The organism is Streptomyces sp. NPDC002640 (assembly GCF_053592575.1).
In genome coordinates this window covers 73,386-93,837 of record NZ_JBSFVZ010000030.1, presented here as the reverse complement: position 1 = coordinate 93,837, position 20,452 = coordinate 73,386, and the positions used below count along the sequence as shown (strand labels likewise).

18 protein-coding genes are annotated in these 20,452 nt (G+C 74.4%); 13 read left to right on the top strand and 5 right to left on the bottom strand.

The genetic code is table 11. The annotated features are described in order from the left end of the window. Nucleotides 1-91 precede the first annotated feature (91 nt). Both ACWD3O_RS30290 and ACWD3O_RS30285 read right to left on the bottom strand, forming a co-directional pair. On the bottom strand, nucleotides 92-373 hold the full coding sequence (locus ACWD3O_RS30290) for a hypothetical protein (RefSeq protein ID WP_451418107.1): 282 nt from the start codon (nucleotides 371-373) through the stop codon (nucleotides 92-94). 20 nt (nucleotides 374-393) lie between these two features. Beyond that, nucleotides 394-1,194, bottom strand: a complete 801-nt coding sequence (locus ACWD3O_RS30285) for an SDR family oxidoreductase (protein ID WP_451418106.1) — start codon at nucleotides 1,192-1,194, stop codon at nucleotides 394-396. A gap of 194 nt (nucleotides 1,195-1,388) precedes the next feature. Between ACWD3O_RS30285 and ACWD3O_RS30280 the strand changes: the two genes are divergently transcribed. The 8 genes from ACWD3O_RS30280 to ACWD3O_RS30245 all read left to right on the top strand — a co-directional run bounded on the left by ACWD3O_RS30280 (nucleotide 1,389) and on the right by ACWD3O_RS30245 (nucleotide 10,310). Further along, nucleotides 1,389-2,453: a PHP domain-containing protein gene (locus ACWD3O_RS30280; protein ID WP_451418105.1), complete on the top strand. Its 1,065-nt coding sequence runs from the start codon at nucleotides 1,389-1,391 to the stop codon at nucleotides 2,451-2,453. Between the two features lie 72 nt (nucleotides 2,454-2,525). Further along, nucleotides 2,526-3,182 (top strand): HAD family hydrolase, encoded by a 657-nt coding sequence (locus ACWD3O_RS30275; protein WP_451410117.1) that lies wholly within the window; start codon nucleotides 2,526-2,528, stop codon nucleotides 3,180-3,182. A gap of 50 nt (nucleotides 3,183-3,232) precedes the next feature. Then, complete coding sequence (locus ACWD3O_RS30270; RefSeq protein WP_451418104.1) at nucleotides 3,233-4,435, top strand: FUSC family protein; 1,203 nt, start codon at nucleotides 3,233-3,235, stop codon at nucleotides 4,433-4,435. Between the two features lie 77 nt (nucleotides 4,436-4,512). Then, nucleotides 4,513-5,538 (top strand): NAD-dependent epimerase/dehydratase family protein, encoded by a 1,026-nt coding sequence (locus ACWD3O_RS30265; RefSeq protein WP_451410115.1) that lies wholly within the window; start codon nucleotides 4,513-4,515, stop codon nucleotides 5,536-5,538. A gap of 124 nt (nucleotides 5,539-5,662) precedes the next feature. After that, nucleotides 5,663-6,127 carry a hypothetical protein gene (locus ACWD3O_RS30260; protein WP_451410114.1) on the top strand — a complete coding sequence of 155 codons (465 nt, stop codon included), beginning with the start codon at nucleotides 5,663-5,665 and terminating at the stop codon, nucleotides 6,125-6,127. A gap of 150 nt (nucleotides 6,128-6,277) precedes the next feature. Next, nucleotides 6,278-7,519, top strand: coding sequence for an FUSC family protein (locus tag ACWD3O_RS30255; protein ID WP_451410113.1), 1,242 nt, complete (start codon nucleotides 6,278-6,280; stop codon nucleotides 7,517-7,519). A 56-nt stretch (nucleotides 7,520-7,575) separates the two neighbouring features. Then, nucleotides 7,576-8,727, top strand: coding sequence for a hypothetical protein (locus tag ACWD3O_RS30250; protein WP_451410112.1), 1,152 nt, complete (start codon nucleotides 7,576-7,578; stop codon nucleotides 8,725-8,727). Between the two features lie 95 nt (nucleotides 8,728-8,822). Then, a complete protein-coding gene (locus ACWD3O_RS30245; RefSeq protein ID WP_451418103.1) occupies nucleotides 8,823-10,310 on the top strand; it encodes a cytochrome P450 in 1,488 nt (495 codons plus the stop codon). 106 nt (nucleotides 10,311-10,416) lie between these two features. On the opposite strand, the gene ACWD3O_RS30240 is transcribed toward ACWD3O_RS30245, so the two are convergent. Beyond that, on the bottom strand, nucleotides 10,417-11,721 hold the full coding sequence (locus tag ACWD3O_RS30240; protein ID WP_451418102.1) for an alpha/beta fold hydrolase: 1,305 nt from the start codon (nucleotides 11,719-11,721) through the stop codon (nucleotides 10,417-10,419). A 200-nt stretch (nucleotides 11,722-11,921) separates the two neighbouring features. Between ACWD3O_RS30240 and ACWD3O_RS30235 the strand changes: the two genes are divergently transcribed. Together ACWD3O_RS30235 and ACWD3O_RS30230 are read left to right on the top strand one after the other, a co-directional pair. Then, nucleotides 11,922-12,968, top strand: coding sequence for a questin oxidase family protein (locus tag ACWD3O_RS30235; RefSeq protein WP_451418101.1), 1,047 nt, complete (start codon nucleotides 11,922-11,924; stop codon nucleotides 12,966-12,968). Nucleotides 12,969-13,067: 99 nt separating this feature from the next. Continuing rightward, entirely contained in the window at nucleotides 13,068-13,961 is an 894-nt protein-coding gene (locus ACWD3O_RS30230) for an endonuclease/exonuclease/phosphatase family protein (RefSeq protein ID WP_451418100.1), read from the top strand. A 103-nt stretch (nucleotides 13,962-14,064) separates the two neighbouring features. Here ACWD3O_RS30230 and ACWD3O_RS30225 read toward each other — a convergent pair whose 3' ends face one another. Next, nucleotides 14,065-14,856: an SGNH/GDSL hydrolase family protein gene (locus ACWD3O_RS30225; protein ID WP_451410107.1), complete on the bottom strand. Its 792-nt coding sequence runs from the start codon at nucleotides 14,854-14,856 to the stop codon at nucleotides 14,065-14,067. Between the two features lie 351 nt (nucleotides 14,857-15,207). Here ACWD3O_RS30225 and ACWD3O_RS30220 point away from each other — a divergent pair, with 351 nt between their 5' ends. The 3 genes from ACWD3O_RS30220 (at nucleotide 15,208) to ACWD3O_RS30210 (ending at nucleotide 18,956) form a co-directional block, all read left to right on the top strand. After that, complete coding sequence (locus ACWD3O_RS30220) at nucleotides 15,208-17,340, top strand: carbon starvation CstA family protein (protein ID WP_451410106.1); 2,133 nt, start codon at nucleotides 15,208-15,210, stop codon at nucleotides 17,338-17,340. Continuing rightward, on the top strand, nucleotides 17,340-17,549 hold the full coding sequence (locus tag ACWD3O_RS30215) for a YbdD/YjiX family protein (RefSeq protein WP_451410105.1): 210 nt from the start codon (nucleotides 17,340-17,342) through the stop codon (nucleotides 17,547-17,549). The genes ACWD3O_RS30220 and ACWD3O_RS30215 overlap by 1 nt, the downstream gene beginning before the upstream one ends. A gap of 171 nt (nucleotides 17,550-17,720) precedes the next feature. Beyond that, nucleotides 17,721-18,956, top strand: a complete 1,236-nt coding sequence (locus ACWD3O_RS30210; protein ID WP_451418099.1) for a peptidoglycan DD-metalloendopeptidase family protein — start codon at nucleotides 17,721-17,723, stop codon at nucleotides 18,954-18,956. A gap of 50 nt (nucleotides 18,957-19,006) precedes the next feature. Here ACWD3O_RS30210 and ACWD3O_RS30205 read toward each other — a convergent pair whose 3' ends face one another. Beyond that, complete coding sequence (locus tag ACWD3O_RS30205) at nucleotides 19,007-20,245, bottom strand: cytochrome P450 (RefSeq protein WP_451418098.1); 1,239 nt, start codon at nucleotides 20,243-20,245, stop codon at nucleotides 19,007-19,009. Nucleotides 20,246-20,452 lie beyond the last annotated feature (207 nt).

Genomic DNA, 20,452 nt, shown 5'->3' with positions numbered 1-20,452 from the left:
CAACGGCCCGATCACCGCCCACGACTCATCAGTCAGCTCATGACGACGCACCACGAACAGACCAACGACGCCCCCACTTTGCGGACACGACCTAGCGGCTGCCCCGGGGCGTTCCGCTGTCCTGGGTTCCGCTGTCCTGGTGGGGGCCCCAGGTGAACTTGTCGCCGCCCACCCAGCGGACGACGTCCGGGTCGTCGAGGTCGTGCACGTGGATGCCGTAGGCGGCGGCGATCTCCAGGACGTCGGTGACGGCCCGCGCCTGACCGACGAACTCGCCGTCGATCTCGACGATCCGGAAGGGCGGCGTGTCCGGCTGGACCCCGAGCACGGTGATCCGGGACCGGCCGACGCGGGGGCTCGAGATTTCCGTCATGGTTTCGAGCGTAGTTCGGCTCAGGGACGCCGCCAGTCGTCCCGCTCCAGGGACGCCCCGGCCATCGGCCCCATCCGGGTCATGCCGCCGTCGACGACCCAGGAGGCGCCGGTGACGTACGAGGACTCGGGTCCCGCCAGGAAGCCGACCACGGCGGCGACCTCCCGGGCGTCGCCGGGCCGGCCCAGCGGGACGCCCGGCCGGGACTCGGTCCTCGGGTCGGTGTCCTCCTGGCCGGTCATCGGCGTGGAGATCTCCCCGGGGGCGACCGAGTTCACCGTGATGCCGTGCTCGGCGAGTTCCAGCGCCATCACCTGGGTGAGCAGGCCCAGGCCTCCCTTGGACGCGCAGTAGGGGGCCGCGCCCACCTTCGGCTGGTGCTCGTGGACCGAGGTGATGTTGACGATCCGGCCGCCGCTCCCCTGGTCGATCATGCGGCGGGCGGCGCGCTGCGAGCAGAGGAACGGGCCCGCCAGGTTCACGTCGAGCACGTGCCGCAGGTCGTCGAGGCCGAGGTCGAGAAAGAGGGTGGAGGTGCCGGTGCCCGAGTTGTTGACCAGCACGTCGACCCGGCCGAGGCGTTCGCACAGCTCGTCGACCGTGTCGGCGGCCTCGGGCAGCCGGGTGAGGTCGACCTGGGCGACCTCCGCGTGGCGGCCCCGGGCCCGCACCTCCTCGGCGGTCCGCTCGGCACCTACGCGGTCGGTGTGCCAGGTGATGCCGACGTCCATGCCCTGTTCGGCCAGCCGGACCGCGACCGCCCGGCCGATGCCGGAGTCGGAACCGGTGACGACGGCGACGGGCGTTGCGGTCTCGGGCATGTCGGTGCCTCCTGGCGGGGGTGGTGGTCGGGATGGGTACTCGGGCCGTCCCGGTACCCGGGGCGTCGCAGTACCCGGGGGCCCGCAGGGCAAACCGGGCGCGGCCGAGGCCGGGGCCCGGCCGCGGTGGCGCCGTTCGAGAGGCGCCGCAGTAAGGCGCGCACGTAAGGCGCCGTACGGAAACGGAGGCTCGGATGGATCCCGTCGTCGCGCTGGAGCGGATCGCGTACCTGCTGGAGCGGTCCCAGGAGCCGACCTACCGGGTGCGGGCCTTCCGCACGGCCGCGCGGGTGCTGGCGGGGCTGGACGCGGCGGAGCTCCGGCGGCGGGCGGAGAGCGGTTCGCTGGAGTCCCTGAAGGGCGTGGGCCAGAAGACCGCGCAGGTGGCGCGCGAGGCCCTGGCGGGCGAGGTCCCCGGGTACCTGGCCCGGCTGGAGGAGGAGGGCGGGGCGCCGCTCGCCGAGGGGGGCGGGCAGCTGCGCTCGCTGATCCGCGGCGACTGCCACCTGCACTCGGACTGGTCCGACGGCGGGAGCCCCATCGAGGAGATGGGGCGCGCCGCGGCGGCGCTGGGCCACGAGTGGGCCGTGCTGACCGACCACTCCCCCCGGCTGACCGTCGCCCGCGGCCTGTCCCCCGAGCGGCTGCGGGAGCAGCTGGAGGTGGTGGACCGGCTCAACGCGTCGTGGGCGCCGTTCCGGCTGCTCACCGGGATCGAGTGCGACATCCTCGAGGACGGTTCGCTGGACCAGGAGCCGGAGCTGCTGGAGCGCCTGGACGTGGTGGTCGTCTCGGTGCACTCCAAGCTCCGCATGGACCGGCGGTCGATGACCCGCCGGATGGTGGCCGCGGTCCGCGACCCCCACGCCGACGTGCTGGGCCACTGCACGGGGCGGCTGGTGACCGGCCGGGGCCGGCCCGAGTCGGAGTTCGACGCGGACGAGGTGTTCGCGGCCTGCGCGGAGTCGGGCACCGCGCTGGAGATCAACAGCCGCCCGGAACGGCTGGACCCGCCGCGGCGGCTGCTCGGCCGGGCCGTCGAGGCGGGCGTGCTCTTCGCGGTGGACACCGACGCCCACGCGCCGGGCCAGCTCGAGTGGCAGATCCACGGCTGTGCCCGGGCCGAGGAGTGCGGGGTGCCGCCCGAGCGGGTGGTGACCACCTGGCCGCTGGAGCGGCTGCTCGCCTGGAGCCGTGACGGAGTGGTCCCGGCGGACGTCCGGACGGCGGAGGCGTCCGGACGACGGCGGGGCGTCTGAACGCGGGACGGCGGTGGTACCCGTAACCCGTCGCCGGAGGCCGGCGGCGGAGCAGCGAGAGGCGGGACGCGTATGGAACGGGCCGTGGTGTTCGACGTCGACGGGACCCTGGTGGACACCAACCATCTGCACGCCGTGGCGTGGTGGGAGGCGTTCCGCCAGGCCGGGCACCGGGTGCCGATGCACCACATCCACCGCGCGGTGGGCCTGCCGGGGATGGACCTGATCGCCCGGGTGCTGGGCGACGACCGGGACGAGGAGCAGGACGGCGCCCTGAGCTCGGCGCACAAGACCCTCTACGGCCAGTACTTCGACCGGCTGGACCCCCTGCCCGGCGCGAGCGACCTGCTGCGGCGGCTGCACGGGGCGGGCCGCCGGGTGGTGCTGGCCACCTCGGCCGGGGGCTCGGAGCTGTCCGCGCTGCGCCGTGCGCTGGACGCGGACGAGGCGATCACCGCGACGGCGAGCGCCGACGACGTGGAGCGGGGCAAGCCCTCCCCCGAGCCGGTGGAGCAGGCGCTGGAGCTGGCCGGGGTGCCCGCCGAACGCGCGGTGTTCGTCGGGGACACGGTGTGGGACATGAAGGCGGCGAGCCGGGCGGGCGTGACGCCGGTGGCGGTGCTGTGCGGCGGGATCCCGCGCGCGGCGCTGGAGGAGGCGGGCGCCCGGGCGGTCTACGAGGATCCGGCGCACCTCCTGCGGTCGCTGGGGGACAGCCCCCTGGCGTGAGAGCGTGAGACGGCCCGGTTACGGGAACGTCCACCGGCAACCCGTGCCGGATGAACCGTGCGACGGAGGCGATCGGCCGGGAGCTCCGGGCCGTCGGCGCGACGGCCCGGAACGCGGTGCGCGGTCCGGGGCGGGAACGCGATCTGCTGGTCCAGTCCCTGAAGGCGTCCGGGGCGGCGCTGCTGGCCTGGGCGGTGGCCCGGCTGTGGCTGGAGGACCCGATGGCGCTGATGGCGCCGTGGGCGGCGCTGGTCCTGGTGCAGGCCACCGTGTACGGCTCGCTGCTGCGGGCGGCGCAGCAGTGCGCGGCGATCTGCGTGGGGACGCTGCTGGCCACCGGGGCGCAGGCGCTGACCGGTGACCACCTGGCGGCGATGGCGGTGTGCCTGCCGCCGCTGATGCTGCTCTCCCACTGGTCGCGGTTCGGGGACCAGGGCAGCTACGCGGCGACCACCGCGGTGTTCACCCTGGCCGCCGGCACGGTGAGCGCGGAGGCGGCGGGGCACCGGGTGGGCCAGGCGGTGCTCGGGGCGGTGATCGGGGTGGCCGTCAACGCGCTGGTCCTGCCGCCGGTGCACCTGCGGGACGTGCGGAACAACCTGTCCGGCCTGGCCGCCGAGGCCGGGGCGGTGCTGCGGCGGGTGGCGGAGGAACTGCCCGGGGCGCGGTGGGACGACGGGGCGGCCTCCCGCTGGGCGCACGCCTCCGACCGGCTGGAGCGGCTCCTGGAGGGGGTGCGCTCGGCGCGCGGCTGGTCGGACGAGAGCCTGCGGCTGACCGCGGACCGGCTGCGCCGGCTGCGGCGGATCCCGATGCAGGTCCCGCCGCCCGAGGAGGACGAGCGCTGGGCGCGGGTGACCGGCCAGGTCGTGGCCCTGACCCGGGCACTGTCGGTGGCCGCGGACGCGGGCCGCTCCCCCGCGCCGCCGGACACGGAGGCGCTGGACCTGTACGCCGGGATGCTGGACCTGCTGGGGCGGGCCTGCGAGGCGGAGGGCCGGCAACTGGCCCGGGGGCCGGGCGGGGCGACCATGGCCGGGCCCAACGGGCAGGCGGTCCGGACGGACGACGAAGAGGAGGAGACGTCCGCGGGCCCCTCGGAGGAACGGCTGAGCGAACTCCACGGCGAGCTGCGGCGGAGCCTCGGCGAGCACGCGGCGCAGGACCCCTCGCAGGCGGCGGTGCTGGGCGCGCTGCTGCTGCACGCCGAGAACATCTGGGCGGACACCGCGCTGGGCGCCCGCCGCGAGTGATCACGTCGGAGCGGGGGTGAGGGCGGCACCGGGACGGGTACCCGGCCGCCCTGACCGGCGGACGTGAGGAGCGCGGCGTGAGCGGCAGGATCGTGGTGACCGGGGCCACCGGCAACGTGGGCAGCAGCGTGGTGCGGGTCCTCGGCGAGGACCCGGCGGTGAGCCTGGTGACGGGCGTCGCCCGGCGGCTGCCCGAGTGGCGTCCCGAGGGGACCGAGTGGAGGACCGCCGACCTGGCGCGGGAGGAGTCGGCGCCCGCGCTGGTGGAGATGTTCCGGGGCGCGGACGCCGTGGTGCACCTGGCCTGGGCGTTCCAGCCGACGCACGATCCGGTGACGACCTGGCGGACCAACGTGCTGGGCAGCCTGCGGGTGTTCGAGGCGGTGGCCGCCGCCGGGGTCCCGGCGCTGGTGCACGCCTCCTCGGTCGGGGCGTACTCGCCGGGGCCCAAGGACCGCGAGGTGGACGAGTCCTGGCCCACGCACGGCTGGCCGGACGCCGCCTACACGCGGGAGAAGGCGTACCTGGAGAGGGCGCTGGACGCCTTCGAGCGGCAGCACCCCCAGGTGCGGGTGGCGCGCATGCGGCCGGCGTTCTGCTTCAAGAAGGAGTCGGCGAGCGAGCAGCGGCGCATCTTCGGCGGCAGGTTCCTGCCGGGCGCCGTCGCCCGTCCGGGTCTGCTGCCGGTGCTGCCGGACATCCCCGGGCTGCGGGTGCAGGCACTGCACACCGACGACGCCGCGGACGCCTACCGGATCGCGGCCCTCTCCCCCGACGCGCGGGGCGCGTTCAACCTGGCGGCCGGTCCGCCGCTGGACGCACGGGTGCTCGGGCGGATGTTCGACGCACGGCCGGTGCGGATGCCGGCGGGCGCGGTGCGGGCCGCCGTGGCGGCGGCCTGGCGGATGCGGCTCCTGCCCGCCTCCCCGCACCTGTTCGACGCGGTGCTGCGGCTTCCGCTGATGGACACCCGGCGTGCCCGGGACGTCCTGGGGTGGCGTCCGACCCGTGACGCCGAGTCGGTGGTCGAGGAGTTCGTGCGGGGGATGCGTGAGGGCGCGGGCGCGGCGACGCCCCCGCTGCACGGCCGCCTGGTGGGCTGACGGCCGCACCGCGCGGCACGTCGTGGCGTCGCGCGGCGTTTCGAGGCCGGGAGGCGGAGGTACCCGCAGGTCCGGCCCGTCACCGGTCGTCCGGCCGGTGGGCCCGGAGAAAGGGAGTGCACACGTGAGCGAGGCCACAGCCGGGGGAGGCGTGCAGCCGGTCCCCCGTGACCTGCCGGACCAGCAGGCCGGTCCGGGATACGCACCGGAGCGGGACGTCATGGCGACCGCACAGGCGGGCGGCGGCCCCGCGGCCTCGTCCTCGTCGTCCTCGGACGACGACGGGCCGGGCCCGGCCCACGAGGCCGCCGCGGCCGCCCGGGAGGAGCCGGGGGGCCGGGAGGACCCCGAGCGTCCGGCGGCGCCGGGAAAGCCGGTGCCCCGTGACCTCCAGGACCAGCAGGCGGGCGAGGACGACGACCGCTGGGACGCGGCGCCGGACCCGGAGGCCACCGGTTCCGGCGACCGGCCGGACGGCACCGACGAGGAGGTGCCGGAGACCGACGAGGCGGGCACCGGCCGCCAGGGCGCGCCGCTCGGCGGCAGCCCCAACCCGGAGCACCCGGTGCCCGAAGAGCCCGCCGGCTGACCCGGCGTCACCCGGCCGGTGCGGACCGGCGGCCTTGCGGCCCGTGTCGTGGAGCGGATCCACGGCGCGGGCCGCGACCATGGACCGCACAGGGCGCCACCTGGCGGAACACACGTGTGGAGGGTGCCCGGGAGCGGGAAGGCGCGGGTCATGCGGGACGTACGAGGTGTGCAAACAGCGCTGGTCACGAGGTACCGGAGGTGGAAGAGGGAACCGGACGTCGTCCACACCCTCCGGGCGACGGCGGCGGCGACGATCTCCTATGTGATCGCGCTGCACCTGAGCAGTGAGAAGGTGCCGCTGACCGCCCCGCTGACGGCGCTCCTCGTGGTGCAGGTCACCCTCTACTCGACGCTCACCACCGGGATCGAGCGCGTCAACGCCGTCGTCGCGGGTGTGCTGATCGCCATCGGGTTCAGCCGGATCGTCGGTCTGACCTGGTGGAGTCTGGCGCTGATCATCCTGGCGTCGCTGATCGTGGGGCGCCTGGCGCGCACCGGGGACTTCCTCCCCGAGGTGGCGATCAGCGCGATGCTGGTGCTGGGCGTGACCACGGTGGGCGACACGGCGTGGGCGCGGATCGTCGAGACGCTGATCGGCGCGGTCGTCGGACTCTCCTTCAACTTCCTGTTCGCCCCGCCGGTGTGGGTGGACGTGGCCGCCGAGTCCTTGACGGATCTGTCGCGGCGGATGCGGCAGCTGATGCTCCGGATGGGCGAGGAGGCGTCCGGTCACACGCCGGTCCCCCACGCCACGGCCCGGCTCCACGAGGCGCGCGCCCTGGACCAGCACATCGCCGGCGTCGACGCGGCGCTGCGGCAGGCGGAGGACAGCCTGAGGCTCAACCCGAGGGTCAGGGAGGGGCTGCTGCACCGGGTCGTGCTGCGGACCGGTCTGGACACCCTGGAGATCTGCACGGTGGTGCTGCGGGTGATCGCCCGGAGCTTCACCGACCTGGCGAAGCGACGTGACCCCGATCCGTTGTTCCACCCGGAGGCGGGCCCGATCGTGGAGGAGCTGCTCGCCGAGGTCGGCGACGCGGTGGTGAGCTTCGCGGTGATGGTGATCTCCGACGTCAGCACGAACGCGGAGGAGGCGGAGGAGCGGCTGGCCGCGGAGCTGGCGCGGGCGTCCGCCACCCGGGACAGGCTGGCGGCGATCCTGCTCGAGCACGTGCAGGAGGATCCCAAGGACTGGCAGCTGGTCGGCGCCTTCCTCACCGAGATCACGCGCATCCTCGACGAGCTGGACACCGACCACCGGTCCCGCCGGCTGCTCGAGGAGCTGGACCGCAACACCCGTCTGCAGCGGGAGCGCAAGCGCCGGCTGGAGGAGCTGCGCCGCCGCCTGCGGCTGCCGGCGCCCCGGCGGCGGAACCGGAGGAGGTCCTGAGCGCGTGTTCGCCGGCGGGCCCCGGCCGGAGGGCCCCGGAACGAGGGGAGCGTGCGATGGGCACAACGGGCGGCGTGCGGATCGACGGGGACGGCCTGCTGCTGCCGGGCGGTGTGCGGGTGCGGTTCGTGCGCACCCTGCGGCTGCCCGAGACAGGAACCCATCCCCTGCCGCCGGGCCTGGGGTCCTTCCCGCTGCGCCGGGTCCAGGACTTCCCCGACACGGCTCCCGCCGAGTGGCTGGCGCGCGGCGGGGTGATGCTGCCGGTGTACCTCCGTGAGGCGATGTGGCTGCACTTCGGGGGCACCGCGCGGCCGGCGGCGCTGCAGGTCGGGGTCGGCAAGGTCTGCGCGGTCTCCGGCGAGCCGTGGAGCGGGCGTCTGTCGTCGAGGCCGCAGAACTACCTGCCGTTGCCCGACCAGCCCTGGCTGGACGGCATCAACTCCGGGCGGGGGACGGTCCGTCAGTTCGTGGCGGTGCCGCTCGGGCTGGGGGCCACCGTCGAGGGGCAGGTGACCGGCGAGGAGACCTGGGGCGGCATCCAGCTCCAGGCGTTCGGGCTGACGGAGAGAAAGCTGGCCGAGTGGACCGCCCGCCGGGCCGCGGCGCCCACCCCGCCGGTCTGGCCGGCCACGCCCCCTCCCGGTCCGGTCCCGCCGCCGCCTCCGTACTCCGCGATGCCGATGCCTTCGGCGATGCCGTCGTACGGGGCCGACTTCGCCGGTCCTCCGGTGGCGGGCGCGGCGCCGGGCGCGACTGCGGGGGCGGTGCCTCCGCCGGCGCCGGGCGCCGCGCCGCCCGCGCCGGGGAGCGCGGCTCCGCGCGCCGCGGCGATGGGCCTGGGGGCGGGGGGTTCGATGCGCCAGCAGGTGCACCGCGACACCCGTCCGCTCTCCGACTGGTCCGCCGAGCCGTCCGGGCGGGTCTTCGTCCACCTGGTGACGCCGCCCGAGTGGCGCCGGATCACCGGCGAGGCCCCGCCGCCCTCCCCCGTCGACCGCGACGCCTACACACGGGCGGGGCTGCCGTGGTTCGAGCACTACGACGAGCAGGCGACCGACCTGGACCCGTCCGGGACCCTGGCCGGGGTGAAGCCGGTCGGCGACTGGCTGGGCGACGACCACACCCCCTGGTCCCCGCCGGCCCCGCACCAGGTGGTGCAGCTCGGCGACGCGCCCGGCAGGCCGGTGGCCGACGGGGACTGGTGACGGGCCGCGCCCGGAAGGCACGATGGTCGTCCGGCCGCTCCCCCGCACCGGCGGGGCGGCGGCCGGGTGACACGGCGGTTCGATCGGGAGGGTCCATGGCGAGCAGCAGTCCGGTCCGGAAGGTCACACCGGTGCCGAGCGTGCGGGAGGCCTGGCCGCGGCTGGACCTGATCCCGCACCCGCCGCGCCGGGTGCCGCTGCTGGGGGACGTCCTGGGCACCGACCGGGCCCGGCCGCTGCAGGACACCGTGCGCCGCGGGCAGGCGCTGGGGCCGATCTTCCGCCGGAAGGTGCTCTCCTTCGAGCTCGTCTTCGTCGGGGGCGCCGACCTGGTGGGCGAGCTGTCGGACGAGTCCCGGTTCGCCAAGCACGTCGCGCCGGGCATCGCCGCGCTGCGTCCGCTGGCCAAGGACGGACTGTTCACGGCGCACAACCACGAGCCCAACTGGCAGCTCGCGCATGACGTGCTGGCGCCGGGCTTCAGCCGGGAGGCGATGTCCGGGTACCACCGGGCGATGCTGGACGTGGCCGCCCGGCTCACCGACCGCTGGGACGCGGAGCTGGTGGCGGGGCGGACGGTGGACGTGCCGGGCGACATGACCAAGCTGACCCTGGAGACCATCGCCCGCACCGGCTTCGGCCACGACTTCGGCTCCTTCGAACGCCCGCGGCCGCACCCCTTCGTCGACGCGATGGTGGGGTACCTGAGCTACGCCCAGCGGCGCACCGCCATGCCGGGTCCGCTGGCCGCGCTGGTGGGCGGACGGGCCGCCGACCGGCGTGGCGAGCGGGACCTGGCGCTCCTCAACGAGACGGTGGACGAGGTGATCCGGGCCCGGGTGGCGGACGGCCGGCCCGGCGACGGCGATCTGCTGGACCGGATGCTGGAGACCTCGCACCCCGTGACCGGTGAGCGCCTGTCGCTGGACAACGTCCGCCGCCAGGTCATCACCTTCCTGGTCGCGGGGCACGAGACGACCTCCGGAGCCCTGTCGTTCGCGCTGCACTACCTGTCGCTGCACCCGGAGATCGCGGCGCGGGCCCGCGAGGAGGTGGACCGGGTCTGGGGCGACGTGGCCTCCCCCGGGTACGAGCAGGTGGCCAAACTGCGGTACGTGCGGCGGGTGCTGGACGAGTCGCTGCGGCTGTGGCCGACCGCCCCGGCCTTCGCCCGGGTGGCACTGGAGGACACCGTGCTGGGCGGCACGCATCCCGTGCGGCGCGGCGCCTGGGCGCTGGTCGTGCTGCCGCTGCTGCACCGCGACCGGTCGGTCTGGGGACCGGACCCCGAGCGGTTCGACCCGGACCGGTTCGAGGCCGCGGCGGTGCGGGCGAGGCCGCCGCACGTCTTCAAGCCGTTCGGCACCGGCGCCCGGGCCTGCATCGGCCGTCAGTTCGCGCTGCACGAGGCGACGCTGGTGCTGGGGCTGCTGCTGCGCCGCTACGAGTTCCTGCCGCGGCCGGAGTACCGGCTGAGCGTCTCGGAGCGGCTCACCCTGATGCCGGAGGACCTGCGGCTGGGCCTGCGCCGGCGCGCACCGCGGTCCGCGCCGGACGACACGGCGGTCACGGTCGGCCGCTGAGGCGGGTACGGCGGGTACGGCGGGTACGGCCGCCGAGGCGCCGCGGGCGGCCCTGCCGCGTGCCGCGTGGGGTGGTCACGCGGCGCGGGAGGGCCGCCGCGCCCGCTCAGGCCTCGTCGCGGACCAGGGCGAGGAGCCGGTCGAGGACGCGGTTCCCGCCCGCGCGGACGCCGTCGTGCTCGAACTCGTCGGTGATCCAGGTGCGCAGGCCCCGGACGGCCCGCGCGGTGTCCAGCGAGTGCGCGGTGTCGACGTACAGGTCGTCGTGGTAGACCGCCGCCGCCACCGGGACCTCGTTGGCGGCGAGCCGGCTCGGGTCGTAGAGCGGGGTCCAGTCCGTGCGGGCGGCGAGCAGTCCGGCGGTCTCCTTCAGCGGGCGCAGCGCCGGGTCGCAGTCGAACAGCCACGGGTGCACGGTCTCGCCGGTGAGGAGCACGGCCTCTCCGGACTCGAGCGCCTTGGCGGCGTCGAACTGCGGGAACTCCCAGCGGACCCGCTCGGCGGCCCAGTCGGTGGGGTGGGCGTCCTGGGCGTAGATGGCCTCGTGGAGGACCGCGTACAGCGGGTGGCTCGCGTAGGAGAGGGTTTGCCGGACCTGCTCCAGGAAGGCGTCGGAGAGCTGGAGCCCGTCGGGCGTGGGGAGGACGAAGGCGTCCTCCAGGAGGAAGTGGAGCCGGTGGCTGCCGTCCCCGGAGCCGAGCAGGGCGCCGAGGGACTGGAACGCCTCGGCGGTGAGCCGGTGTCCGCCGGGCAGTTCGACGTCGTGGCGCAGCAGGTGCTCGGCGATGCGGCGGACCCGTTCGACGTCCTGGGGGTAGCGGGCGTAGTGGGCGGCGACCTTGCGCTCCATGCGCGGGTAGGCGGCGCGGTACACCTCGTCGGCGCGCGCGGTGAGGGAGGGCAGCCCGCCGGTGATCAGGGCGGCGGCCAGTCCTTCGGGTGCGAGGGAGAGGTAGGTGACGGTGCAGAAGCCGCCGAAGCTCTGGCCGAGCACCGTCCAGGGCGCGCCGCCGGTGAGCAGGGGCCGGATGGCCTCGCAGTCGCGGACGATGGAGTCGGCGCGGAAGTGGGTGAGGTACCGGGCCTGCTCCGCCGGGCCGCCGCGCAGGGGAAGCGTCTGCCGGTTGGCCGGGGTGGAGGCCCCGGTGCCCCGCTGGTCCAGGAACAGCACCCGGAACTCGCGCAGCGCGCGGTCCAGCCAGGCCTGCCGTCCGACGAAGCGGTGGGCGGGCATGCCGGGGCCGCCCTGCAGGTACAGCAGCCAGGGCAGGTCCTGGTCCGCCTTGTCGCTCGCCACCACCTCGCGGGCGTACAGCTCGATGGTCTCGCCGCCGGGGTCGGCGTGGTCCAGGGGCACGGTGAAGCGGTGGTCGGTCAGGACGACGCCGGGCTGGCGGTAGCGGAGGGTCAACGGATCTCCCGGGGCGGTCGGAGGAAGGTCCTCCCAGTTCAGCACAGCCCCGCGGTCCGCCTCGTCGCGGGGCGGAGGGGCGCCGGGACCCGGGTCCTAGGTCCGGGGGCCGGCGGGACCCGGTCCGCGGCCCGTGTCCGCCGTCCCCACCACCCTCGTACGGTGGCGAGGATCCGTCGGGAACAGGGGAGTTGACGCGTATGCGGGGCACGGACGCCGGGGTGCTGGACGAGGCACTGGAACGGATCCACCGGGCGGGGCCGGAGCGGCGGGGGTGGCTCTCCAACCACGCGCCGATGGCGGTGGAGGCGCTGGTGCGGCACGGGCACGGGGCGGGCGCGCACCGCTGGCTGGAGCGGTACGCGCTGGCCAAGCTGGAGGACATGCCGCGTTCCACGGCCCCGGTCGTCGAGGCGGAGTGGCGTGAGGCGCTGGGCGACCCGCGCCGGCTGGCGGACTGGACGGTGTACTTCGGCCGGGCCGTCGCCGCGGAGGGGTGGCGGACGGTGCTGGCGCGCTGGTGGCCCCGGCTGCTGCCGGGGATCGCGGCGGGGGCGACGCATCCGGTGATCCGGGTCGGGCACGCGGTGCGGGCGCTGCTGGAGGACGGTGACGACGCCGCGCGGACCGCCGAACTCGCGCACGGGCTGGCGTACTGGGCGGGTCGTCACCAGCCGCTGGCGGGGGTGTCCCGGCCCTCCGGCGAGGCCTCCCCCGCCGAGGCGCTGGACGCGGTGCCGCCGGTGCCGGGGCAGGAGGGCGGCATCCGGGAGCGGCTGGCGCTGCTGGGGTCGACGGCGGGCTGGTCCGCGGCCACCGCCGCGCTGCGCGCCCCCGCCGGGCCGGACGACGCCCGGCTCCTGCTGACGGACCTGGTGACGGCGGCGACCACCCGGTTCGCCGCCCGCGCCCACGGCGACGCGGTGATGCTGGTGCACGCGGCGACCGCCCCGAACGCCGTGCTGCGCACCCTTCCGGCGCTGCCGCGCGAGCTGTGGGCGCCGAGCCTGGAGGCGGCGTGGGCCGCCTCCGCCGCGGTGACCGCCGCCTACGCGACGCCCGCCGCGGCGGTGCCGAGGGCCTCGGGCACGGCCGAGGAGTACTTCGCCCGCGCCGCCGGACACGGTGACGAGCACGTCATCAAGCTGGCGGACACCGCGCTGGACGTGGTGGCCCGTACCGGGAGCGAGGACGCCCTGGTCGCGGTCGAGCAGGCGATGCGGCTGATCGACCCCGAGGACGACTGAGGCGGCGCACCGCGCGGCGGCGTTCCCCCCGGTCCCCCGCGCCGGTACCGTACTGCGCACAAGTGCCAAGATCCGCAACGGACTTGAGGGGGCTGCGTGATGCGGCGTCGTCGTACGGCACGTTTTCTGGTCACGGCGGGACTGCTGGGGGCGTTCGCGCTGCCCGGCGCCGCTCCGGCGGGGGCGTACGCGGACCCGCCGGCCGAGGCGGCGACGGTGCCGCTGCGGGTCGCCTCGTACAACATCCACGCGGGCGCGGGGACGGACAACGTCTTCGACCTCGACCGGCAGGTCGAGGAGCTCCGCGCGATGGACGCGGACGTCGTCGGACTGCAGGAGGTGGACGTCCACTGGGGCGCCCGGAGTTCCTGGCGCGACCTGGCGACGGAGCTGGGCGAAAGACTCGGCATGGAAGTGTACTTCGCCCCGATATACAGCCTCGACCCGGTGACCGCGGGCGCCCCGCGCCGGGAGTACGGGCTGGCGATCCTGTCGCGGTACCCGATCCTGGCCGCGGAGAACCACGACATCACCCGGCTCTCCACCCAGGAGGCGCAGCCGGTCCCGGCTCCCGCTCCCGGTTTCCCGGAGGTGCGGATCCGGGTGAAGGGTGTGCCGGTGCACGTCTACACCACGCACCTCGACTACCGGGCCGACCCGTCGGTGCGGGCCGCCCAGGTCGCCGACACGCTGCGGATCATGGGCGAGGACTGCGACGCGCACGGCCGTTGTCCGCGCCAGGTGCTCACCGGCGACTTCAACGCCGTGCACGCGGCGCCGGAGCTGGCCCCGCTCTGGGAGCGCCTGACCGACGCGTCGGCGGCGGCGGGCGTGGAGGCGCCGACGTATCCCGCGCTGAACCCGCGGACCCGGATCGACTACGTCGCCGTCTCGCCGGGCGCGGTCGACGTCAAGGCGGTCACCGTGCCGGAGACGCTCGCCTCGGACCACCGGCCGGTGGTCGCGGACCTGGCCCTGCGCCGAGGGCGCTGATCCCGGCGCGGGCCCGCGAAGGCCCGTCGCACCGTGTGTGCGGCGGGCCTTCCGCGCGCCTGGCGTGGCCGAGCGCGCGAGGGGGGTGAGGTCCGACGGAGTGTCAGTCGTTGGCGTTGAGCGCGGGGAGGTAGCCGCCCGACTGGCCCGCGGCCTTCGGGTGGTAGGAGTCGCCGATGTTGACGCTGAGGCTGTGCAGCCAGGAGCTGCCGGAGCAGAGCTCGTGTCCGGCGAAGTAGGGGCGGACGTCGCCGAAGCGGAAGCCGTACGCCGCGGCGCGCCCGGAGATGGTCGAGTTCAGCAGGTCCGAGGCGGAGTTGATCGCCGTCCGCTTGGTGTCGGAGAGGCCGGCGCAGACCGCGGCCACGTCGTAGAACTTGGGGTAGCCGAGGACGACGACCCGGGCGTTGGGGGCGCGGTTCTTGATGTCGGCGTACAGGGAGTTGAGGTTCCCGGGCAGCGTGTTGGTGATGTACGAGCGCGCCGTGTTGATCCGGTTCAGGCAGGTGGTGTCCGTGCCGAGGACGCAGGTCTGCATGACGTCCGCGAACCCGGCGTCGTTGCCGCCGGCGGTGACCGAGACGAGCTGCGTGCCGGTGGTCAGCGGCGCCATCTGGCTGCTGCGCACCGAGCTGGTGGTCGCGCCGGAGCACGCCATGAAGGAGAAGGCGGAGGGCGAGTTGGCGTTGGCCCACAGCTGCGGGTAGGCGAGGTTGCTGCGCTTGCAGGTGCCGCTGGCGCTCTGGTAGCTGCCGGCCCCGACACCGGAGGCGTAGGAGTCGCCGAGGGCGACGTAGGAGGTGGGGGCCGCCTGCGCCTGACCGACACCGGTGAGGACCAGGGCCACGGCGAGCAGGAACGAGCTGACGACCGACGATCTACGAACACGTCTCATGGGGGGGCCTCCATGTTCGGCGGGGACGGACGGAGGAACTGTGACAGCTACGCGCATCAACCGGAAGTGTGCATGCCAAAAATTCGAGCGCGGGTCGACCGCCGCGACAACGCCGCTCAGGGACCGGTGTCCGCCGGAGCGTCAGGAAACGACGAGTCAGCCGCGGTGGTGAACCGATCGCGCACCGGCGCCGTGCTCCCTACGGGTGGCCGGTCATGACCGCCGAGACCGCTCCGGCCTCGGAGTTCCCGCCCGGAACGTGAGATCGACTACACGACCGCCGAGATCCGCGACACGATCGCTAACCTCTGCGGAAGCGCCTGGCAAGATTCGAACGAAAGGCACGTCACCGTGTCCCGCACCAGTCCCCGCAGCATCGCCGTATGGCTGCTGGTGGCCGCCCTCGGCGCCACCGGTTGGGCAGTCATCGCGCTTGCTCGCGGTGAGAAGATTTCAGCCGTCTGGATCGTCGCCGCGGCGGTCGGTTCCTACCTGATCGCCCAGCGGTTCTACGCCCGCTTCATCGCCCGCAAGGTGCTCCGCGTCGACGACACGCGCGCGACCCCGGCGGAGCGGCACAACGACGGCGTGGACTACCACCCGACGGACAAGCGGGTCCTGTTCGGCCACCACTTCGCCGCCATCGCCGGCGCCGGCCCGCTGGTGGGTCCCGTGCTGGCGGCGCAGATGGGCTACCTGCCCGGCACCATCTGGATCATCGTCGGCGTGATCTTCGCCGGCGCGGTCCAGGACATGGTCGTGCTGTTCTTCTCGACCCGCCGCAACGGCAAGTCCCTCGGCCAGATGGCCCGGGACGAGATCGGCCGGATCGGCGGCATCGCGGCACTGATCGCGGTCTTCGCGATCATGATCATCATCCTGGCCGTTCTGGCCCTGGTCGTGGTCCAGGCGCTCGCCCACTCCGCGTGGGGCACCTTCTCGATCGGCATGACCATCCCGATCGCCCTCTTCATGGGCGGCTACCTGCGGTTCCTGCGCCCCGGCCGGGTCACCGAGGTCAGCCTGATCGGCGTGGTGCTGCTGCTGGCGGCCATCATCGGCGGCCGCTGGGTCTCCGAGTCCTCGTTCGCCGACGCGTTCGTCCTCAGCCCCAAGACCCTGGTGATCTGCCTGGTGGTCTACGGCTTCGTGGCCGCCGTGCTGCCGGTGTGGATGCTGCTGGCCCCGCGTGACTACCTGTCGACCTTCATGAAGATCGGCACCGTGGTGCTGCTCGCCGTGGGCGTGCTGGTCGCCAACCCGGAGGTCAACGTCCCGGCCGTCTCGGAGTTCGCGAGCAGCGGCACCGGCCCGGTCTTCGCCGGCGCGCTCTTCCCGTTCGCCTTCATCACCATCGCCTGCGGCGCCCTGTCCGGCTTCCACTCCCTGATCTCGGCCGGCACCACGCCGAAGATGATCCAGAAGGAGAGCCAGGTCGGGGCCATCGGCTACGGCTCGATGCTGATGGAGTCCTTCGTCGCCGTCATGGCGCTGGTCTGCGCCTGCGTCCTGGACCCGGGCCTGTACTACGCGATGAACGCCCCGGCCGGCGTCCTGGGCGACACCGTCCAGTCGGCCTCGCAGGCGGTGGCGAACTTCGGCTTCACCATCACCCCCGAGGCGCTGCAGCAGGCCGCCGACCAGGTCGGCGAGGAGAGCCTGATCGCCCGCACCGGCGGCGCCCCGACCCTGGCGGTCGGCATGTCGGTGGTCCTGGCGAAGGCCTTCGGCTCCACCGGCATGATGTCCTTCTGGTACCACTTCGCCCTCATGTTCGAGGCGCTCTTCATCCTGACCGCGGTGGACGCCGCGACCCGGGTGGGCCGCTTCATGCTGCAGGACACCATCGGCAACGTGGTCCCGCGCTTCCGTGACAAGAACTGGAAGCCGGCCATCTGGATCTGCTCCGCGGTCGTCGTCCTCTGCTGGGGCTACTTCCTGTGGGTCGGCGTCAGCGACCCACTGGGCGGGATCAACCAGCTCTATCCGCTGTTCGGCATCGCCAACCAGCTGCTGGCCTCGATCGCGCTGACCATCTCCACCACGCTGCTGATCAAGTCGGGCCGTCTGAAGTGGGCGTGGGTCACCGCGGCTCCGCTCGCCTGGGCGCTCGCCGTGACCATGACCGCCAGCTACCAGAAGCTCTTCTCCGACAACCCGAAGATCGGTTTCTGGGCCCAGCGCTCCGCCTACGCGGACGCCCTGGAGGCCGGTGAGGTCCTCGCCCCGGCGAAGAGCCTCGACCAGATGTCGACGGTCATCACCAACTCCACGGTGACCGGCACCCTGATGGCGGTCTTCGCCGGTCTGACCCTGGTGGTCTTCTTCTCCTGCCTGTGCGTGTCGGTCGCGCACCTGCGCGGGAAGAGCAAGCTGCCGCTCCAGGAGGACCCGTACGTGAAGTCCGAGATGGTGGTTCCTTCCTTCTCCCTGCGCAAGCCGCAGTCGGACGAGAAGGAGCTGGTCGGCGCCGGGGCCGAGTGATGGCCGCCGCCCTGGGCCTGCTGCGGCGGGCGGGCGCCCGCGCCTGGTGGTACGTGCGTGAACTGAACGGCGAGCACGCCTACGACCGGTACGTGGCCCACGCCCGCTCGCACGACCCCGACGTCCGGGTGCTGTCCCGGCGGGAGTTCGAGAACCGCCGCGTGGACCGGCGTGACGCCGATCCGCGCGAGGGCGGCCACTGCTGCTGACCCTCCGGCGCCCCGCAGGGCCCGTCGCACCCCGGTGCGGCGGGCCCTCGGCGTCTGCGAGCCGGGCCCGCGCACGGCGGTGATTCGCGCTCTGGACGGCGGAGTTCCGGCTTCCTACCCTCAGTAGGCCCTCCGGGCGCACCACCCCCACCTGACGTAGGGAGAGACGTCGTGTTCCATCGCAGACGCGCGGCGGGGTTCCTGACCGCCGTCCTCGCGCTGGCCTCCGCCGGGCTCGCGATACCCGGAACCGCACAGGCCGCACCCCGCTCCACGGTCACCGAGGCGGTGACCGACAAGCTCCTCGGCCAGGCCGCTCTCACCGGCCGCGGCGCCACCGCCGACCGGACCCTGGTCCGGGTCACCCGCGAGAAGGGCGGCACCTGGGCCTTCGGGACCGCCGTCGTGACGGCGCCGAAGAAGGAGGGCGCCGCTCCCACCGGTGCGATCTTCGTGGCCCGGGCGGAGGGCGGCGGCTGGAAGGTCGCCTTCGACGGCGAGCCCGGCTTCGCCGGCCTGGCCGCCGACTCGCCGGTGGTGACCGCCGAGGAGAAGAAGCTCTTCGCCTCCGCCGACACCGCCGCGGGCACCGCCCCCACCGGCGGCACCGACACCGCCGCGGACAGCGTCTCCACCGCCGACTTCGTGCGGCCGCTGGCCAACGGCGACTACCGCACCGGCATGGCCCTCCCCTGGTCCACCGGCGCCGCCTGGACGATGACCGGCGGTCCGCACCAGTGGGACGGCGCCAGCGGCCCCTCCAGCTCCGTGGACTTCGCCGGCGGCGACCAGGCCGTCCGGGCCACCCGCGCGGGCGCCGCGTACACCCTGTGCTCCGGCTTCGTCCGGGTCGTCCACGACCGCGGCTACGCCTCCGACTACTACCACCTCACCGGGCACGTCAACGCCGACGGGGCCGCCGTCTCGCAGGGCGCCTTCCTCGGGTACACCGGCACCAACGTGGCCTGCGGCGGCGCCGCGAGCGGCCGTCACGTGCACTTCGGCCTGCGGCAGAACAACGCGTACGTGCCGATCGCCGACCACGGTCTCGGCGGCTGGGTTTTCTACGCCACCGGCTCGTACCAGGGCTACGCGATGCACGGCTCGACGGTCCGCAACACCGGTTCCGCCCTCCACAACTACGGCGCCATGGGCCTGACCCAGGGCATCGTGGACGCCAACGGCGGCGGCTCGGTGAACAAGCGGTCCGGCCCCGGCACCGGGTACGCGACGGTCGGCTCGGTGGCCGACGGGGCGTTCGTCACCGTCTCCTGCTCGCGCAGCGGCACCACGCACACCGGCCGCTTCGGCACCACCTCGCTGTGGAACCGGCTGAGCGACGGCACCTGGATCTCCGACGCGTACCTGTGGACGGGGTACAACGGGGCGGTCGCCGGCACCTGCTGACGCCGGTCCCGCACGGTCCCGCCACCCGGCGGGTGGCGGGACCGTGCGGGTCAGTCCGCGATCTCCACGTGGAACTCGCGCAGTTCGTAACTGCCCAGGGCGGGCTGGAAGGAGACCCGCGGCGCGGTGCGCATCCGCACCCCGGGCTCGGCGAAGAGGCGGCGGAGGAAGACGTCGGTCTCCAGCACCGCGATGTCCGCTCCCGGGCAGCGGTGCGGCCCGTCGCCGAACGAGAGCACCGGCGGCGCGTCCGCGCCCCGGGCCACCTGCCCGGCCCGGGCGGGACAGAGCCGCTCCGGGTCGGGCCCCACCGCGCGGGCGTCCAGGTTGGCCGCCTCGACGTCGATCTCCACCACCGCGCCCGCCGGGATCCGCACGCCGCCGCCGAGCTCCAGGTCCGCGGTGGCCCGGCGCCGGAGGGTGGCTATCACCGGTTCCAGGCGCAGGATCTCCCGCAGCAGCGCCAGCCGCTCCGGCTCCTCGGCGGTGCGGTAGACGGCCAGCAGCTCCGCGTCGGTGAACAGGTGCCAGGCGGCCACGGACACGAACTCACGGGTGGTGACCATGCCGGCGGCGGCGAAGGTGATGCACTCGCCGAGGATCTCCCCGGCCGAGCAGCCCTCGTCGAGGAGGTGGGAGATCAGGTCGTCGCGCCGCCGGTGGCGCCGGGCCCTGACGGCGGGGCGCACGTCGCCGGCGTAGATGCGCAGCCAGTTGCGGTTCTGGCGCGCGAGGGTCCGCAGTCCTTCGGCACTGGTGAAGCCGGGCCTGCCGAAGGGCCGGTCCGGGAAGAACGCCTCCAGCCTCCGCCGGATGCCGGGACGGGAGTCGGTCAGCCCGATCACCTCGGCGGCCACCGCGATGGCGAGGCGGAAGGCGAGGTGGGTGAGGTCGGCCTCGCCGGCCGTGCGCAGCCGCGTCAACTGGGCCTCGGCGACGCGTTCCATGACCGGCCGGTAGTGCTCGCCGACCCGGCGGGGCGTGAAGAACCGCGCGGTCTGCCGCCGGTCCTCGCGGTGCTCCGGGCCGTCCCGGTAGAGGACCGGGCGGCGGTAGAACGAGGGCAGCTTCTCCGTGGTCTCGACGCCGAGACCGGCCTGCACGGTGTCGTGGGACCGCAGCACCGCGCGTGCTTCCTGGACACCCGTCACCCGCCAGACGCCGTCGGGGCCCCGGCTCACGGGGCAGGCGTCCGCCGCCGGCTCCGCGCGCTCCCCCGGCCGTTCCGTCGTCCGCTCCCCCGGCCGCGAGATCTTCCGTGCTCCGGCCACCGCCCTGTTGCCGGGCATCGCGCGCACCTCCCACGCCGTCGGGCCTTCCGGGAGCCGTACGCTACGACACGGCTCCCGGTCCGGCCAGGGTGCGAACGATCGTTCACACCGGGGGCGGCCCCCGCTGCCCGGTGGAGGCCGCCCCGGCTACAGTTCATCCCGCGATACCGGAAAATTAACGCGCTACCTCTTGGCAGTGCGATTTCTACGCGCGTAACTTGAGTC

Bases quoted from the DNA above. Each gene is read 5' to 3' on its own strand.
- ACWD3O_RS30290 (WP_451418107.1), bottom strand. From the start codon at position 373: ATGACGGAAATCTCGAGCCCCCGCGTCGGCCGGTCCCGGATCACCGTG.
- ACWD3O_RS30285 (WP_451418106.1), bottom strand. From the start codon at position 1,194: ATGCCCGAGACCGCAACGCCCGTCGCCGTCGTCACCGGTTCCGACTCC.
- ACWD3O_RS30280 (WP_451418105.1), top strand. From the start codon at position 1,389: ATGGATCCCGTCGTCGCGCTGGAGCGGATCGCGTACCTGCTGGAGCGG.
- ACWD3O_RS30275 (WP_451410117.1), top strand. From the start codon at position 2,526: ATGGAACGGGCCGTGGTGTTCGACGTCGACGGGACCCTGGTGGACACC.
- ACWD3O_RS30270 (WP_451418104.1), top strand. From the start codon at position 3,233: ATGAACCGTGCGACGGAGGCGATCGGCCGGGAGCTCCGGGCCGTCGGC.
- ACWD3O_RS30255 (WP_451410113.1), top strand. From the start codon at position 6,278: ATGCGGGACGTACGAGGTGTGCAAACAGCGCTGGTCACGAGGTACCGG.
- ACWD3O_RS30250 (WP_451410112.1), top strand. From the start codon at position 7,576: ATGGGCACAACGGGCGGCGTGCGGATCGACGGGGACGGCCTGCTGCTG.
- ACWD3O_RS30245 (WP_451418103.1), top strand. From the start codon at position 8,823: ATGGCGAGCAGCAGTCCGGTCCGGAAGGTCACACCGGTGCCGAGCGTG.
- ACWD3O_RS30235 (WP_451418101.1), top strand. From the start codon at position 11,922: ATGCGGGGCACGGACGCCGGGGTGCTGGACGAGGCACTGGAACGGATC.
- ACWD3O_RS30230 (WP_451418100.1), top strand. From the start codon at position 13,068: ATGCGGCGTCGTCGTACGGCACGTTTTCTGGTCACGGCGGGACTGCTG.
- ACWD3O_RS30225 (WP_451410107.1), bottom strand. From the start codon at position 14,856: ATGAGACGTGTTCGTAGATCGTCGGTCGTCAGCTCGTTCCTGCTCGCC.
- ACWD3O_RS30215 (WP_451410105.1), top strand. From the start codon at position 17,340: ATGGCCGCCGCCCTGGGCCTGCTGCGGCGGGCGGGCGCCCGCGCCTGG.
- ACWD3O_RS30205 (WP_451418098.1), bottom strand. From the start codon at position 20,245: ATGCCCGGCAACAGGGCGGTGGCCGGAGCACGGAAGATCTCGCGGCCG.